At 78.4% G+C, this 14362-nt stretch carries 13 protein-coding genes; 5 read left to right on the top strand and 8 right to left on the bottom strand.

Going from position 1 to position 14362, the window contains the following annotated elements; translation table 11 throughout:
• Positions 1 to 82: 82 nt before the first annotated feature.
• Positions 83 to 2965: a BTAD domain-containing putative transcriptional regulator gene (locus tag ACI79X_RS02840; protein ID WP_457023892.1), complete on the top strand. Its 2883-nt coding sequence runs from the start codon at positions 83 to 85 to the stop codon at positions 2963 to 2965.
• A 13-nt stretch (positions 2966 to 2978) separates the two neighbouring features.
• On the opposite strand, the gene ACI79X_RS02835 is transcribed toward ACI79X_RS02840, so the two are convergent.
• A complete protein-coding gene (locus ACI79X_RS02835) occupies positions 2979 to 3404 on the bottom strand; it encodes a mismatch-specific DNA-glycosylase (protein ID WP_457024079.1) in 426 nt (141 codons plus the stop codon).
• 89 nt (positions 3405 to 3493) lie between these two features.
• The gene (locus tag ACI79X_RS02830) at positions 3494 to 3853 is read right to left on the bottom strand and encodes a hypothetical protein (protein ID WP_457024082.1); all 360 of its coding nucleotides are present in this window, start codon (positions 3851 to 3853) and stop codon (positions 3494 to 3496) included.
• Positions 3854 to 4030: 177 nt separating this feature from the next.
• Here ACI79X_RS02830 and ACI79X_RS02825 point away from each other — a divergent pair, with 177 nt between their 5' ends.
• Positions 4031 to 4783: an alpha/beta fold hydrolase gene (locus ACI79X_RS02825; protein ID WP_457023891.1), complete on the top strand. Its 753-nt coding sequence runs from the start codon at positions 4031 to 4033 to the stop codon at positions 4781 to 4783.
• An 11-nt stretch (positions 4784 to 4794) separates the two neighbouring features.
• Here the strand turns inward: ACI79X_RS02825 and ACI79X_RS02820 are convergent, their stop codons facing one another.
• Both ACI79X_RS02820 and ACI79X_RS02815 read right to left on the bottom strand, forming a co-directional pair.
• Positions 4795 to 5547, bottom strand: a complete 753-nt coding sequence (locus ACI79X_RS02820) for an alpha/beta hydrolase (protein ID WP_457023890.1) — start codon at positions 5545 to 5547, stop codon at positions 4795 to 4797.
• A gap of 19 nt (positions 5548 to 5566) precedes the next feature.
• On the bottom strand, positions 5567 to 6202 hold the full coding sequence (locus ACI79X_RS02815; RefSeq protein ID WP_457023889.1) for a hypothetical protein: 636 nt from the start codon (positions 6200 to 6202) through the stop codon (positions 5567 to 5569).
• An 82-nt stretch (positions 6203 to 6284) separates the two neighbouring features.
• Here ACI79X_RS02815 and ACI79X_RS02810 point away from each other — a divergent pair, with 82 nt between their 5' ends.
• A complete protein-coding gene (locus tag ACI79X_RS02810; RefSeq protein ID WP_457023888.1) occupies positions 6285 to 7460 on the top strand; it encodes an MFS transporter in 1176 nt (391 codons plus the stop codon).
• An 18-nt stretch (positions 7461 to 7478) separates the two neighbouring features.
• On the opposite strand, the gene ACI79X_RS02805 is transcribed toward ACI79X_RS02810, so the two are convergent.
• Positions 7479 to 8336, bottom strand: coding sequence for an SGNH/GDSL hydrolase family protein (locus tag ACI79X_RS02805; RefSeq protein ID WP_457023887.1), 858 nt, complete (start codon positions 8334 to 8336; stop codon positions 7479 to 7481).
• Positions 8337 to 8409: 73 nt separating this feature from the next.
• Positions 8410 to 8898 (bottom strand): VOC family protein, encoded by a 489-nt coding sequence (locus ACI79X_RS02800; protein WP_457023886.1) that lies wholly within the window; start codon positions 8896 to 8898, stop codon positions 8410 to 8412.
• Between the two features lie 193 nt (positions 8899 to 9091).
• Between ACI79X_RS02800 and ACI79X_RS02795 the strand changes: the two genes are divergently transcribed.
• Complete coding sequence (locus tag ACI79X_RS02795; protein WP_457023885.1) at positions 9092 to 11809, top strand: AAA family ATPase; 2718 nt, start codon at positions 9092 to 9094, stop codon at positions 11807 to 11809.
• Between the two features lie 32 nt (positions 11810 to 11841).
• Here the strand turns inward: ACI79X_RS02795 and ACI79X_RS02790 are convergent, their stop codons facing one another.
• A complete protein-coding gene (locus tag ACI79X_RS02790) occupies positions 11842 to 12141 on the bottom strand; it encodes a PspC domain-containing protein (protein WP_457023884.1) in 300 nt (99 codons plus the stop codon).
• 113 nt (positions 12142 to 12254) lie between these two features.
• Between ACI79X_RS02790 and ACI79X_RS02785 the strand changes: the two genes are divergently transcribed.
• Entirely contained in the window at positions 12255 to 13217 is a 963-nt protein-coding gene (locus ACI79X_RS02785; RefSeq protein ID WP_457023883.1) for a YihY/virulence factor BrkB family protein, read from the top strand.
• Positions 13218 to 13233: 16 nt separating this feature from the next.
• Here the strand turns inward: ACI79X_RS02785 and ACI79X_RS02780 are convergent, their stop codons facing one another.
• A complete protein-coding gene (locus tag ACI79X_RS02780) occupies positions 13234 to 14262 on the bottom strand; it encodes an LLM class flavin-dependent oxidoreductase (RefSeq protein ID WP_457023882.1) in 1029 nt (342 codons plus the stop codon).
• Positions 14263 to 14362: the final 100 nt, after the last annotated feature.

The raw sequence follows: 14362 nt of genomic DNA, 5'->3' as shown, positions 1-14362 counted from the left end.
GCCGGTGCGGGAGGTCACGGGCCGGGAACGGGACGCCGCGGACGGCACCACTCGGGGGTTCCGGAACCTAGGCTGCGCCGCGATGTCCGCGACCTCGTTCCGCGTGCTCGGCCCCGTGGAGGTCCGGCGCGACGGCTCCCTGCTCGCCCCCCAGTCCCCCAAGCACCGGGCGGTGCTCGCCGCCCTGCTCCTCGACCCCGGCCGCACCGTGCCGGTCGACCTGCTCGTCGACCGGGTGTGGAGCGGCAACCCGCCCGCGGCGGTGTCGGCGACGCTGCAGTCGATCGTCTCCCGGCTGCGCCGCGAGCTGGAGCCCGACGTCACCGGCGGCCGCTGGACGCTGCTGGTCACCCGCGAGCCCGGCTACCGCCTGGAGGTGGCGCCGGAGGACGTCGACGCCGTCCGGTTCGTGCAGCTGCTGCGCACCGCGCGCGACCTCGCCGCCCGCGGCGAGCCGGCGGCCGCCCGGGAGGCGGTCACCGAGGGGCTGGCGCTGTGGCGCGGCCCGGCCTACGCCGACGTGTCGGCGACCTTCGCCGCCGAGGAGTCCGAGCGGCTCGAGCAGCTGCGGCTGGCCGCCCGCGAGCTGGCCGCCGAGCTGGACCTGCGCCTGGGCCGGCACGCGGAGATCGTCGATGACGTCCGGGAGCTGCTGCGCGCCGAGCCGCTGCGCGAGGGCCTGCGCGGCTCGCTGATGCTGGCGCTGTACCGGTGCGGCCGGCAGGCGGAGGCGCTGGAGGTCTACGAGGAGGGACGGCGGCTGCTCGCCGACGGCCTCGGTGTCGACCCGGGCCGGCCGCTGCAGGCGCTGTACGCGCAGATCCTGCGGCAGGACCCGGCGCTGGCCGGCTCGGGCACCGTCCGGCCCGCGCCCGCGCCCGCCCCGGCCGCGGAGCCCGCACCCGCCCCCGAGCGGCCCGCCGCCCGCCCGCTGCCGCCGCTGCCGGTGCCCCTGACGGCGTTCGTCGGCCGGGAGCGCGAGCTCGCGCAGGTCGGCGCCGCCCTGGCCGGCCCGCGGCTGGTGACCCTCGTCGGGCCCGGCGGCAGCGGCAAGACCCGGCTGGCCCTGGAGGCCGCCCGCCGCCGCCCGGCCGGGGCGCCCCCGGCGGTGCTGGTCGAGCTGGCCGGCGTCACCGACCCCGACCTGGTCGCCGCCCAGGTGGCCGGCGTCCTGGGCGTCACCCTCGCCGGCGGCGACCCGCTGGGCGCGGTCGCCACCGCGCTGCACGACCGGCCGCTGCTGCTGGTCCTCGACAACTGCGAGCACGTGGTGGAGGCCGCCGCGACCGCCTGCGCCGAGCTGCTGCCGCGCTGCCCCGAGCTGCGGGTGCTGGCCACCTCCCGCGAGCCGCTGGGCCTGCCCGGCGAGGCGGTGCTGCCCTGCGGGCCGATGCCGGCCGGCGCCCCCGGCAGCGACGCGGAGCGGCTGTTCCTCGACCGCGCCCGGCTGGTCGCCCCGCACCTGGCCGACCCGTCGGAGGACGACCTGCGGCAGGTGCGCGAGCTGGTGTCCGCCCTCGACGGGCTGCCGCTGGCCGTGGAGCTCGCCGCCGCCTGCCTCACCACGCTGCCGCTGGCGGAGGTGGCCGGCCGGGTCGACGACCGGTTCGCCCTGCTGTCCGGCGGCTGGCGCACCGCGGTGCCACACCAGCGGACGCTGGCGGCCACCGTGCAGTGGAGCGTCGACCTGCTCTCCCCGCCGGAGCTCGCCGTCTACCGCGCGGTCGCGGTGCTGCCGGGCACCTTCGGCCCCGACCTGGTGGAGGCCGTGGCCGGCCCCGAGGTCGACGGCGGCGCGCTGGAGCTGCTGCGGGTGCTCGTGGCCAAGTCGCTGGTGGAGCTCGACCACGGCGCCGGGCGCTACCGGATGCTCGAGACGCTGCGCCAGTACGCCGAGCAGGGCCTCGACGAGGCGGACGGGCGGCGGCTGCGCGACCGGCTCACCCGCTTCGCCGTCGACCTGACCGAGCGGCTCGAGCCGACGCTGCGCCGTGCCGAGTGGACCGCGAGCGCCCGCCGGCTCGATGCCGAGCAGCCGGCCCTGCGCGCCGCGCTCGGGCACGCGCTGGCCACCGGCCAGGGCGAGGCGGCGCTGCGGATCGGGTCGGCGCTGTCGTGGTGGTGGTACCGCCGCGGGCACGTGGCCGAGGGCCGCCGCTGGCTCGCCGCGGCGCTGGACGCGACCCCCGACGCGCCGCCGCCCGTGCGCAGCGGTGCGCTGCTCGGCGACGCGCTGCTGGCCTACCTGTCCGGCGACGTCGCCTCGATCTGGGCGCGCACCAACGAGATCGTCGACGTCGCCGACGACGAGTCCGACGGGGTCCTGGCCCTCGCGCTGGTGCTGCGCGGCTTCGTGCGGGCGCTGCTCGGCCAGGCCGACCCCGACGGCCAGACGCCGAAGGACATCGCCCGCGGCCTGGAGCTGGCGCAGGCGTCGGGCATCGAGTGGGTGCAGGCCGAGATCGCGATGACGCTCGGCCAGTTCTCCCGCGTGGCCGGCGACGTCCCGGGCGCGCTGGAGCACCTCGGCCGGGCCGAGGAGCTCGCGCTGCGGCTGGGCCACTCCTGGGCGCACTCGTCGGTGCTGTGGATCCGCGCCAAGGTGCTCACCGACGCCGGCCGCGCGGACGAGGCCCTGGCCGACCTGTGGCGCATGGTCGAGCTGACCCACCGGGAGGGCGACGCCACCGGCACGCTGGCGGGGCTGCTGGCCGCCGTAGGCGCCGCCACGGCGTCCGGCGACGCGCGGGCCGGCGGGGTGCTGCTCGGCGCCGTCCAGGCCAACGCCCGGCTGGTCGGCTACGACCCGCTGCGGATGGACCCCATGGACGGGCAGCGGTACGTGGCCGCCACGCAGGCGGCGCTGCCGGCCGACGACCTGGTGGCCGCGCAGGCCGAGGGCGGCGCGCTCGACGTCGGCGGCGCGGTGGCGCTGGTCGGCCGGCTGGCGGGGGCGGCGGTCTGACCGGCGGGGTGGGTCAGGACCGCAGCCCGGCGTAGAGCCGGGCGAGGTCGGGCAGCTGGAAGTGGGCGTTGAGGCCGCTGGGGTTGGGCAGCACCCAGGTCTGCGCCCCGGCCAGCGACTCCTCCTGCCGGCCCCACCCGGCCCGCGGGCGGCCGGTGGCCAGCCGCCAGGCGGTGACCCCGAGGACCGCCAGCACCCGCGGCCGGTACTCCGCCACCAGCGCGGCGAGCGACCGCAGCCCGTCGCGCAGCTCCTCGGGCGTGAGCTCGGCGGCGGTGCGGGTGGGCCGGTCGGCGAGGTTGGTGACGCCCAGGCCGTGGCGCGGCAGCTCGCCGTCCTCCTCCGGCCGCAGCCGCCGCGGTGTCAGCCCGGCCAGGTGCAGGGCCGGCCAGAACCGGTTGCCCGGACGGGCGAAGTGGTGGCCCCGCTCGGCCGACAGCAGGGACGGGTTGATCCCGCAGAACAGGACGTCCAGGTCGGGCGCGACGACGTCGCGCAGCGGCTTGCCGGCCGGCCGGGGCGCTCCGATCAGTCGTCCATCGCCCGGACCGCCAGCGCCGCCGCGCCGTAGAGGACCGAGCTGGCCACCGCCCGCACCGTGGTGGCCCGGCCCGAGCCCCCGGCCGCCGTGAGCGCCGTGAGCACGTCGAGCAGGTTGACGCCGGCGAGCACGGCGAGCCCGCGGTCGACCTCGTCCGGAGTGCGCGCGGTCAACGCCGTGGCCGAGAGGGCCAACGCCCGGCTCCCGACGAGGCGCTGCAGCTGCAGGCCCTGCGGCGTGGGCGGGACCCCGTACCCGGAGGCGACCACCCCGGGGGCCAGGACGCTGAGCGCGCCGAACGCCGCGCCCACGGCGCCGAGCGCCCGCGCCGCCGTCTGCTTGGACATGCCTGCGAGGGTCGTGGCCACGAGGCCTCCAGTCAGCGACCGGGGCGGCCGACCTGCTGGGCCGCTCACCGCAGCCAACCAGCCGCGCGCCCGGCGCGCACCCGGGAGCCCGCGACGCCACACTGGCGTCCGGCACCGCCCAGCCCCGGCGCGCCGGCGGAGGGCTGGAGGTGCCCGGTGCCGAGCGACCTGGTCCCCGCCGACCGCGAGACCCCGTTCGGGCGGATGCGCAGCCGTTCGGGCGGCCGGCCGCGGGACGGCGTCGCCGAGGTCGTCCTGGTGCAGGGCATCGGCGTCGCCGACTACCTGCTGCCCGGGCTGCGCGAGCTCACGAGGTGGACCCGGGCGCACCTCCTGGAGCTGCCCGGCTTCTCCGGCAGCGGCGAGCCGCCGCACGAGCTCGACGTCGTCGACTTCGGCGACGCCGTCGTCGCGTGGCTGACGGACGCGGGGCTGGGACCGGTGGTCCTGGCCGGGCACTCCGGCGGCACGCAGGTCGCGGCGCGCGCGGCGCTGCGGCGCCCTCCCGGGGTCCGCGGGCTGGTCCTGGCCAGCCCCACGGTCGACCCGCGGTACCGGAGCCTGGGCGGCGTCCTGCGGGCCTGGTACCGGGACGTCAAGCTCGAGCCGCCGGACCTGGCGGAAGCGCACCGGCCGGAGCGGCACCGGGCAGGGATGCGCCGGGTCGTCCACGCCGTCCGGGCGCACCTGGCCGACCGCCTGGAGGACGTCGTCCCGCAGGTGCCGGTCCCCGTGCTGGTGCTCCACGGCGCCGACGACCTGCTGTGCACCGAGGAGTGGGCCCGGTCGTTGTGCGACCGTGCGCGGGACGGCCGCTTCGCATCGGTCCCGGGAGCGCACAGCTTCGTGTGGACCGCGCCCTGCGCCTGGTCGGACCCGATCCGGCGCCTGGCCGCGGAGGTCGGCTGACCCCGTCCCGCTCAGCCGATCCGGTCGATGGCCTCCCGGGCCACCTCCAGGGGCACCTCGTGGCCGCCGTCGAACTCCCGGTAGGTGACGTCGTACCCGTCGTCGCGCAGCACGGGCACGATCTCCCGGCTGGTCCGCTCGATCGGCAGCACGTCATCGCGGGTCCCGTGGGAGACGAACACCGGCGGCCGGCCGCGGCGCGGCGCCGGGGGCACGAACCCCGGGGAGAACGCGACCACCCGCTGGAAGAGCCGGCCGTTGGCCAGCCCGAGGCCCAGAGCGTAGGACCCGCCGTCGGAGAAGCCGGCGACGGCGACCCGACGGGCGTCGACCGGGACCGCGGCGAAGGCGGCCGACAGAGCCCGGTCGACGGCGGCCACGTCGGGGCCGTACCCGCCGAGGACGGCGTCCCAGGTCGAGGCCCGCGATGCAGGGGCGATCAGCACCAGCCCCCGCTCGTCGGCCGCCGACCGCAGCAGACCCAGGGCGGCCTCGGCGTCCCCTCCCGCACCGTGCAGGACCACCACGAGCGGTGCGGGCCCGTCCGACCCGTCCGCGGGCACGTGGAGGAGTGCGTCGCGCGTGTCCTCGACGCCGAGCGGGTGGGTGCCCGGCGAGGGCACCGGCCCCGCGGCGGCGGCTACGGGCCGCGCCGTCAGGACGGCTGCGGTCCCGCTCGCGGGTGCGACGTCACTGGCCGGCCGCGCGCCGCACCCGGCCAGCAGGCCGGCGCCGGCGGCCAGGAGGAGGCGGCGGGTGAACACGCCGCCCGCGGGTACCCGCTCAGGCACTGGTCTCCTCGTGGGTGTTCACCCCGGGGATCCGGCGTACCGATCCCCAGCCGACGCGCGCCCACACCACCAGCAGCGCGGCCCCGACCAGGGAACCGAGGGTGTCGCGGACCAGGTCGCCGTTGGTGTCGTCGTTGCCCTCCGACAGCGCGGTGCCCAGCCATGCGTCCGACCGCCACTCGTACACCTCCCACAGTGCCCCGACGGTGACGCCGAGGGCCGCCGTCACCACCGCGATGCCCACGTAGTGGCGCAGGTGCGTCTCGTCGCGGGGATCGGGGACGACGTCGAGGCGGGCGAGCGCGATGTAGACCACGGGCGCGGTGAGCATCGGCAGCGTGAAGTGCACGAGGTCGTCGAAGCGCACGAAGCGGTCGTAGAGGCCCCACACCTCCCCGAAGCCCTGCAGGGCCATGCCTGCCGTGACCGCCAGGTCGTACACGCGCGGCAGCTGCACCAGGCGAGCCACGAGGGTCACCGCGCCGAGGACCGCGAGCACCGCCGCGGCGTCCGCGCGTCCCGCGAGCCCGTAGGCGACCGCGCCGCCCAGCAGCGCCAGGCGCAGGAGGTCGATGCCGTCCCTGACCACCGGCGTCCAGTCACCGAACACCAGCCTGCGCGCGTCCACGGACACCGCCCTACCCGCCCGGCCGGCCGCGACCCTCCCGGCCCCCCGCGGCCGGCGCGGGAGTGCCTGCGAGCATCTGCCGGTGCGGGGACGGGGGGACGCGGCGCTGCCGCGCGAGGTGGGCGTGCTGGCCGTCGTCGCGTTCGTGGTGGCGCTGGGGTTCGGCATCGTCGCGCCGGCGATCCCGCTGTTCACCCGCGCCTTCGGCGTGGGGACGACGGCCGTCGGGCTGGCGGTCAGCGCCTTCGCCTTCTTCCGCTTCGTCTCGGCGTTCGGCGGCGGGTCGCTGGTCGAGCGGCTCGGCGAGCGGGTGGTGCTGGCGGCGGGCCTGGCCATCGTCGCGCTCACCACCGGCGCGGCGGGCCTGGCGACGTCGTTCCCGGTCTTCCTCCTTCTGCGGGCGGCGGGCGGGGTGGGCAGCGCGATGTTCACCGTCGCGGCGCTGGCGCTGCTGCTGCGGGTGGCGCCCCCGACCCACCGCGGCCGCGCCGCCGCCACCTACCAGGGCGGGTTCATCCTCGGCGGCATCGCCGGCCCCGCGGCCGGCGGACTGCTCACCGAGATCTCGCCGCGGCTGCCGTTCTTCCTCTACGCGGCGGCGCTGCTGGTGGCCGGGGCCGTCGCGCTCGTGCTGCTCCGCACCCCGGCGGGCGCCCCGGCCCCGGCCCCCGACCCCACGGCCCCGGACGCGCTGCCGCTGCGCGCGGCGCTGCGGTCCCGGGCGTACGTGGCGGCGCTGGTCGCCAACCTCGGCGTCGGCTGGGTGCTGTTCGGGGTGCGCAACTCGCTGGTGCCGCTGTACGTCACCGAGGAGCTCGGCCGGGGCGCCGCCTGGGCCGGGGCCGGGCTGTTGGCGGGCTCCGCGGCGCAGGCGCTGGCGCTGCTGCGCTCGGGCCGGCTCGCCGACACGTGGGGACGGCGGCCCGCGCTGCTGCTGGGGTCGGCCACCGGCACCGCGGCGCTGGCGCTGCTCGTGCTGCCCCCGCAGACCGGCGTCTTCCTGCTCTCGATGGCGACCTACGGCCTGGCCGCCGCCCTGCTGGCCAGCGTGCCGGCGGCGCTGGTGGGCGACGTCAGCCCGGCCCGCGGCGGCCGGGTGGTGGCGGTGTTCCAGATGTCGGCCGACCTCGGCGCGGTCGCGGGGCCGCTGGTGGCCGGCTGGCTCACCGACGTCGCCTCCTACCAGGTGGCGTTCGGGGTCAGCACCGCGGTGGTGGCCGCCGGGCTGGCAGCGGCCCTGGCCCTCCCGCGGCGCTGACCCCGTCCCGGTCCGGGCTCAGCGCAGCCGCAGCACCTCCTGCGCCCGGGCGGCCATGCCGGCCTCACCGAGGGCGTTGGGGTGCACGATCACCGCGTTGGTGCCCTGCAGCACCGGCTCCACCCAGCGCACGCCCAGCGGCGCGCAGGCGTCCCGGCCTTCGGATACCTGCGCGAGGTCGACGAAGGTCACGCCCGTCTCCCGCGCCGCGCGGGCGACGGCGTCGTTGAGGGTGGCCTGCAGCGAGCGCAGGTAGGGGACGTCGCCGGCGGCCACCGTCATCCGGTCGAAGCAGCCGCCGGACGCCGGGAGGATCCACGGGTAGCCGAGGATCGCCACCCGTGCCCGCGGGGCCGCCTCGCGGACCGCGGTCAGCGCCCGCACCAGCGCCGGGTAGGTGGTGGTGCGCACGGTGTCCTCGAAGGAGGTGCCGTAGGTGTCGCGGCAGGGGCTGCCCTGGCCGAGCGCGAGCAGCCCGGCCGTGGAGCAGCGCAGGATCGACTGGATGAACACGCCGCTGTCGTTGCCGCCGATGGTCATGGTGACCAGGTCGGTCTCGCGCGAGAGCGCCTCCAGCTGCGGCGGCACGCCCGGGTGCTGGGCCTCGAAGTAGTCGTCGGTGTCCGCGCCGCCGCAGGTGACGTCGGTCAGCCGGGCGCCGATCGCCTGCGCGAGCACGTGCGGGTAGTTGCGGGTGGAGCGCAGGCACTGCGGCGCGGCGGTGGGGTCCGGTGGCAGGACGCCGGAGGCCGCGCTGTAGGAGTCGCCGAGGGCGACGTGGTCCAGGGGTTCGTGCGGCGGGGTGGCCGCCGCGGGCGGGACCAGGAGGACCACGCCGGCGAGGGCGGCGGACAGGACGGTCAGGAGGCGGCGCAAGCGGACCACTCCATCGGGGCCGGGGGACGACGACGCCCGGCTCAACGACGGCGACCCGATCGGGTGACGGCCCTCACTCGACCACGGCGTCGACGCCCGCCGCCGCGAGCACCTCGCGCGCCCGCACGTCGAGGCGCTCCTGCGTCATCCCCGGCTCGCGCAGCTCTGCGAACGCCGCAGCGTGCAGCGCGTTCGGCACGGTGAACTCCAGCGCGATGCCGTCGGGGTCGCGCAGGTTCAGGTGCCAGCCGAAGGGCATCTCCCGGATCGGCGTGTACGTGGCACCCATGGCCGCCAGCTGCGCCTCCCGCGCCCGCAGCTCCTCCAGCGAGCCGCAGGCGAGGCCGACGTGGTCGAGGCCGGTGCGCCGCTCGTCGAAGCGGCCGCCCGCTCCCCCGTTGAGAGCGAGCGACAGCGTGAACCCGGTGGCCGGGTGCACGAGCACCCGCACCGACCCGAAGTCGGCCAGCCGGAGCAGGCCGAGCAGCTCGACGTAGAAGCGCTGGCTGGCGTCGAGGTCGGTCACCGTGAGCGTCAGGTGGTCGACGGCGGGGGCGGTCACCGGGACCCCCGCGACGGCCGCGGCAGCGGGTGCAGCGGCGCCCCGAACAGGCGCGCAAGGCACCTCAGCTGCAGGGTGATCGGCGATAGGGTCCGCGCCGGTGTCGTGGTCATGGCGTCCTCCCGAGGGGTTCCTGCCGGACGAGCGTGCGGCCGGCGGGCGAGCGGTCGCGTCAGGGGAAACCCCCGGCCTGGTGGACCGCGCCGCCGAGATGGGCCGCCTCGACCGGCTCCTGGACGACGCCCGCGCGGGCCGCGCCCGGCTCCTCGTGGTCGAAGGGGAGGCCGGCGTCGGCAAGACCGCCCTGCTCCGCGCGGCGGCCGCCCGCGCGACGGGTTTCGGCCGGGTCACCGCCCGGGGCATCGAGACCGACGCGGCGCTGCCGCACGCCGCCCTCGGCGAGCTGCTGGCTCCACTGCGCCCCCTGCTCGGCGAGGTCCCGCCCGGCCAGGCGGCCGCGCTGGCCGGCGCGCTCGGCTGGGGACCCGCGGACGTCCCGGGCGACCGGCACCTCGTCGCCGCGGGCACCCTGTCGCTGCTCGCCGCCGCCGCCGCGGAGGCGCCGCTGCTGGTCACCGTCGACGACCTGCAGTGGGCCGATCCGCAGTCGGCCGGGGCCGTCCTGTTCGCCGCCCGCCGGATGCACGCCGACCGGGTCGCCGTCGTCGTCACCCGGCGCCCCGGCGCGGACCCGGGCGCCGGCGACGACGTCCTGCGGCTGGCCGACCTGGACCCCGCCGCCGCCCCGGACCTGCTGGCCGGCACGGTCGCCGGGCCGGTCGCCCGCCGGCTCGCCGCCCGGCTCGGCGGCAACCCGCTCGCGCTGCGCGAGGTCGCCGCGGCGCTGACGCCGGCGCAGCGGGCCGGCGACGAGCCACTGCCCGCCGAGCTGCCGGCCGGGCCCGGGCTCGCCGGCGCGTTCGGGCCTGAGCTGGCCGCCCTCACCGCGGGCGCCCGGCAGGCGGTCCTGCTCGTGGCCGCCTCCGAGGACGGCGGGGCCGCCGCGGTGGCCGCCGCCTTGACCCGGGCGGGGCTGGACGCCGACGCGGCCCTCGACGCCGCCGAGCAGCGCGGCGTCGTCGTGCGGTCCGGCGGGGTGCTCGCCCTCCGCCACCCGCTGCTGCGCAGCCTGGCGTGGAGCCGGGCGTCGCCCGCCGAGCGCCGGCGCGCGCACCGGCTGCTCGCCGAGGCCGCCCGCGAGGGTGACGACGTCGCCCGCACCTGGCACCGGGCGCTGGCCACCACCGGCCCGGACGAGGCGCTGGCCGCCGAGCTGGCGGACGTGGCCGGCCGGGCGCGGGAGCGGCGCGGGTTCGCCGCCTCGTCGGCGGCCCTGGAGCGGGCGGCCGCGCTCACCGGGGACGCCGCCCGCGCCGCCGCGCTGCTCGCCGGCGCCGTCCGGGACGCGGCGCTCGGTGGGGACGCCGCGCGTGCCCGCGCGCTGGGCGGCGCCGTCCTGCGCGGCGCGGCCGGCCCGGCCGTGCGTGGCGAGGTGCTGGCCGTCCTCGGCCGGGTCGAGCAGGACACCGGCTCGGTGCCGGCCGCGCGCGACCTGCTGGAGGCGGCGGCCGGACTCGCCACGGGCCGCACCGCCGTCTGGGCGCTCACCGACCTCGCCGTCGTCGGGCACCGGCTCGGCGACGTCGCCGGCATCCGGTCGGCGGCCGCGCGCGCCGCCTCGATCGCCGACGACGCCGATCCCCTGCAGCGCGCCCTCGCCGCGTGGGTCGCCGGGGTCGCCGAGGTCTCCGGCGGGGACCCCGACGCGGGGCGGGGTCTGCTGCGGCGGGCGCTGGCGACGATGGAGGAGGCGCCCGGGCTGCGCGCGGAGGCCCGGCTGCTGCCCCTGCTGGTGCTCGCGCTGGGCTGGCTGCCCGACGCCGCCACCGCCGTGGCCGTGGTCGAGCGACGGGTGCGCGAGGCGCGGGCCGCCGGGGCGCTGGGCGTGCTGGTCGCGGTGCTGGCGATGACCGCCCACGGCCGGGTGCAGCTGCTCGGCGACCACGCGGGCGCCTTCGCCGACGCCGGGGAGTCCGTCGAGCTCGCCGGGCAGCTCGGGTACGTCGCCGACGCCGCGCCGGCGCACGAGCTGCTCGCCTGGGAGTACGCCGCGCGGGGCCGGCACGAGGACGCCGAGGAGCACCTCGCGCGGGCCCGGGCGCTCGTCGTCCGGGCCGGGACGGCCGGCGTCGCCGCGCACCTCGCCCTGTCCGCCGCCGCCTGCGCGCTGTGCCGCGGGGACCTGGCCACGACGGCGCGGCTGCTGGAGGAGCGGCTGGCGGCCGACGGCGGCAGCGGCGCCCTCGGCGAGCCGCTCGGGGTGGCGCCGCTGCTGGTGGAGGCGTGGACGGGGCTCGGCCGGCGGGCCGAGGCCGCCGGCCTCGCCGACCGCTACGCCTCCGCGTCGCGGTCCCCGTCCCCGGCCACCGCGGCGCTGGTGGCCCGCTGCCGGGCGCTCGCCTGCCCCGACGACGACGCGGCGGCCGCCCTGTTCCGGGACGCGTTGACCGCGCACGCCGCCGGGCCCGACCGGTTCGAGGAGCCGCACACCCGGCTGCTGTACGGCGAGCGGCTGCGCCGGGCCGGCCGGCGGGTGCCCGCCCGGGAGCAGCTGACCGCGGCGGCCGACGCGTTCGCGGCGATGGAGCTCACGGCCTGGGCGCGGCGGGCGGAGGAGGAGCTGCGGGCCACCGGGCGGACCGCGCGGCCCCGCCGGCCGCTGCCGGAGGAGCCGCTGACCCCGCAGGAGGTGCGGATCGCCACGCTGGCGGGCGGCGGCGCCTCCAACCGGGAGATCGCCGCGGAGCTGTTCCTCAGCCCGAAGACCGTGGAGCACCACCTGAGCGGCGTCTACCGCAAGCGGGGCCTGCGGTCCCGGGTGCAGCTGGCCCGGCTGTTCCCGCCCGGCTGAGCGGCCGGGAGGGATCGCTCGGGCGGGGACGCTCAGCGGGCGGTCCCGCCGAGCCGGCCGGAGAGGCGCTCGACCGCCTCGTCGACCCGGCGGGGCTGCTCGCCCGGGGCCAGGGGCACCGGCGGCGTCAGCACCCACAGGGCGGCGTAGAGGACGATCCCGGCACCGCCGGCGAGGGTCAGCGCCACGAAGAGGACCCGCCAGAGCACCGTGTCGATGCCGCTGTAGTCGGCGAGGCCGGCGCTGACGCCGCCGAGCATCGCGCCGGACCGGGCGCGGCGGAGCTCCCGGCGGGGGGTCGGGGGGAGGGCGGTCTGCGGTGTCGATGTCATGTCCCGAGCCTGCCGCCGCGCCCGCCGGCCGGGTATCCGGCGACACCCTGGACCGTCCCGGGTCCGCGCGCTCCGGGGATGCCCGGGCGCTCCCCCGACGGGACACTCCGTCCATGGCCGACGCCCCCGACCGCGGCCCCGCGCACGACGCGAGCTCCCCCCACCGGATCCCGCCGCGCGGCTGGGCGCAGGTGCTCCGGCGGTCGCTGCGGCAGGCCCTCGGCGAGCGGCTGATGGTCCAGGTGTCGGCGGTGGCCTTCTTCGCGCTGCTGTCGATCGCGCCGGTGCTGGTGACGGCGCTGTCGATCTACGGGGCGCTCAACTCCCCCGCGCAGGCGCTGCAGCAGCTGTCGGACATGGCCGAGGTGCTGCCCGACGACCTCGAGCCCCTGGTCGGCGACCAGCTGACGTCGATCACCACGGCGTCCGGCCAGGTGCTGACGCTGCGGGGCCTCACCGGCCTGGCGGCGGCGCTGTGGACGGCGACGACGGCGGCCACCTACCTGGTCGACGCGCTGACGCTGGCCTATCACGAGCGGGAGACCCGGGGTTTCCTCCGGCGCAGCGGGCTGGGGCTCGCCCTCGTGCTGGGGGGCGCGGCGCTGCTGGGCGCCGCCATCGCCGGGCGGGGCCTGCTGGCGTCGGTCCTGTCCGCGGCCCCCCGGGCGCTGCGCGACCTGGAGCCGCTGCTGGTCTGGGTCAGCCTGGCCGCGCTCATGGTGCTCGTCTGCGCGGTGCTCTACCGGGTCGGCCCCGACCGGCGCCAGGCGCGCTGGCGCTGGATCAGCGGCGGGGCGGTGCTGGCGACCGGCCTGTGGGTGGCGACGTCGCTGGCGCTGTTCGCCTACGTGCAGGGCCTCGGCGACTACACCGCCACCTACGGCTCCCTGGCCGGCGTGGCGATCAGCATGGTGTGGCTGTGGCTGAGCGTCTTCCTGGTCGTGCTCGGCGCGGTGGTCAACGCCGAGGCCGAGCGGCAGACCGAGCGGGACTCGACCGTCGGGCCCGAGCGGCCGCTGGGCGAGCGGGGCGCCGTCGTCGCCGACAGCGCCCCGCCCTACCCGGAGGACGGCTGAGCGCCCGGGCGGTCGCTCAGGCCGAGGCCACCCGCGGGGCCACCTCGGTGCCGAGCAGCTCGATGCCCCGCAGCAGGTCGGCGTGGGCGAGCCGGGGGTTGGTCATCTGGATCGACACCCGGTCGACGCCGCCGAGCTGGCCGGAGATCCGCACCAGCTTCTCGGCGACGGTGTCCGGGTCGCCCATGAAGAAGGCCCCGTTCGGCCCGCTGGTGGCGTCGAACTGCGCCCGGGTCGGCGGGGCGAAGCCGCGCTCGCGGGAGACCTTCGTGAACATCTCGTGCCAGCCCGGGTACACGGTGTCGGCCGCGGCCTTCGTGCTGTCGGCGACGAAGCCGAAGACGTGCAGGCCCACCTGCAGCCGCTCGGGCGCGTGCCCGGCGCGCTCGCCGGCCTGGCGGTAGAGGTCGACCAGCGGCGCGAACTGGCGGGGCTCGCCGCCGATGATCGCCACCATGAGCGGCAGGCCGAGCAGGCCGGCGCGGACGAACGACGTCGGGGTGCCGCCGACGCCGACCCAGACCGGCAACGGGTCCTGCAGCGGGCGCGGGTACACGCCCTGGCCGGTGAGCGCCGGGCGGTGGCGGCCCGACCAGGTGACCCGCTCGGACCCGCGGATGCGCAGCAGCAGGTCGAGTTTCTCGTCGAACAGCTCGTCGTAGTCGGCCAGCGACAGGCCGAACAGCGGGAACGCCTCGGTGAAGGAGCCGCGGCCGACGACGAGGTCGATGCGGCCCCGGCTGATCAGGTCGAGCGTGGCGAACTGCTGGAACACCCGCACCGGGTCGGCGGCCGACAGCACCGTGACGGCGCTGCCCAGCCGGATGCGCGGGGTGCGCGCGGCGGCGGCGGCGAGGATGACCGGCGGCGCGGAGTCGTAGTACTCGGGGCGGTGGTGCTCGCCGATGCCGAAGGAGTACAGGCCCACCCGGTCGGCGGTCTCGATCTCCTCGAGCAGGTCGGCCATGCGCTCCTCGGGCCCGACGGCCCGCCCGGTGGACGGGTCCGTCACCGCCGCCACGAAGCTGTCGACGCCCAGGTGCACGGCGGTCCTCCTCCGGTCGCGCGGGACGCCCGCCCCGCTGTCGTCAAACGTTCAACCACAGTGAACCAGGACGGGCGCCCGGACGTTCCCCGGAGACGAC

This window comes from Geodermatophilus sp. SYSU D01119 (assembly GCF_054049975.1).
The sequence above is the reverse complement of the archived record's forward strand: the minus strand, read 5'-3'. Positions and strand labels throughout refer to the sequence as shown.

Excerpts from the sequence above, each read along its gene's own strand:
- ACI79X_RS02790 (WP_457023884.1), bottom strand. The coding sequence starts at position 12,141 with ATGACATCGACACCGCAGACCGCCCTCCCCCCGACCCCCCGCCGGGAG.
- ACI79X_RS02840 (WP_457023892.1), top strand. The coding sequence starts at position 83 with ATGTCCGCGACCTCGTTCCGCGTGCTCGGCCCCGTGGAGGTCCGGCGC.
- ACI79X_RS02830 (WP_457024082.1), bottom strand. The coding sequence starts at position 3,853 with ATGTCCAAGCAGACGGCGGCGCGGGCGCTCGGCGCCGTGGGCGCGGCG.
- ACI79X_RS02785 (WP_457023883.1), top strand. The coding sequence starts at position 12,255 with ATGGCCGACGCCCCCGACCGCGGCCCCGCGCACGACGCGAGCTCCCCC.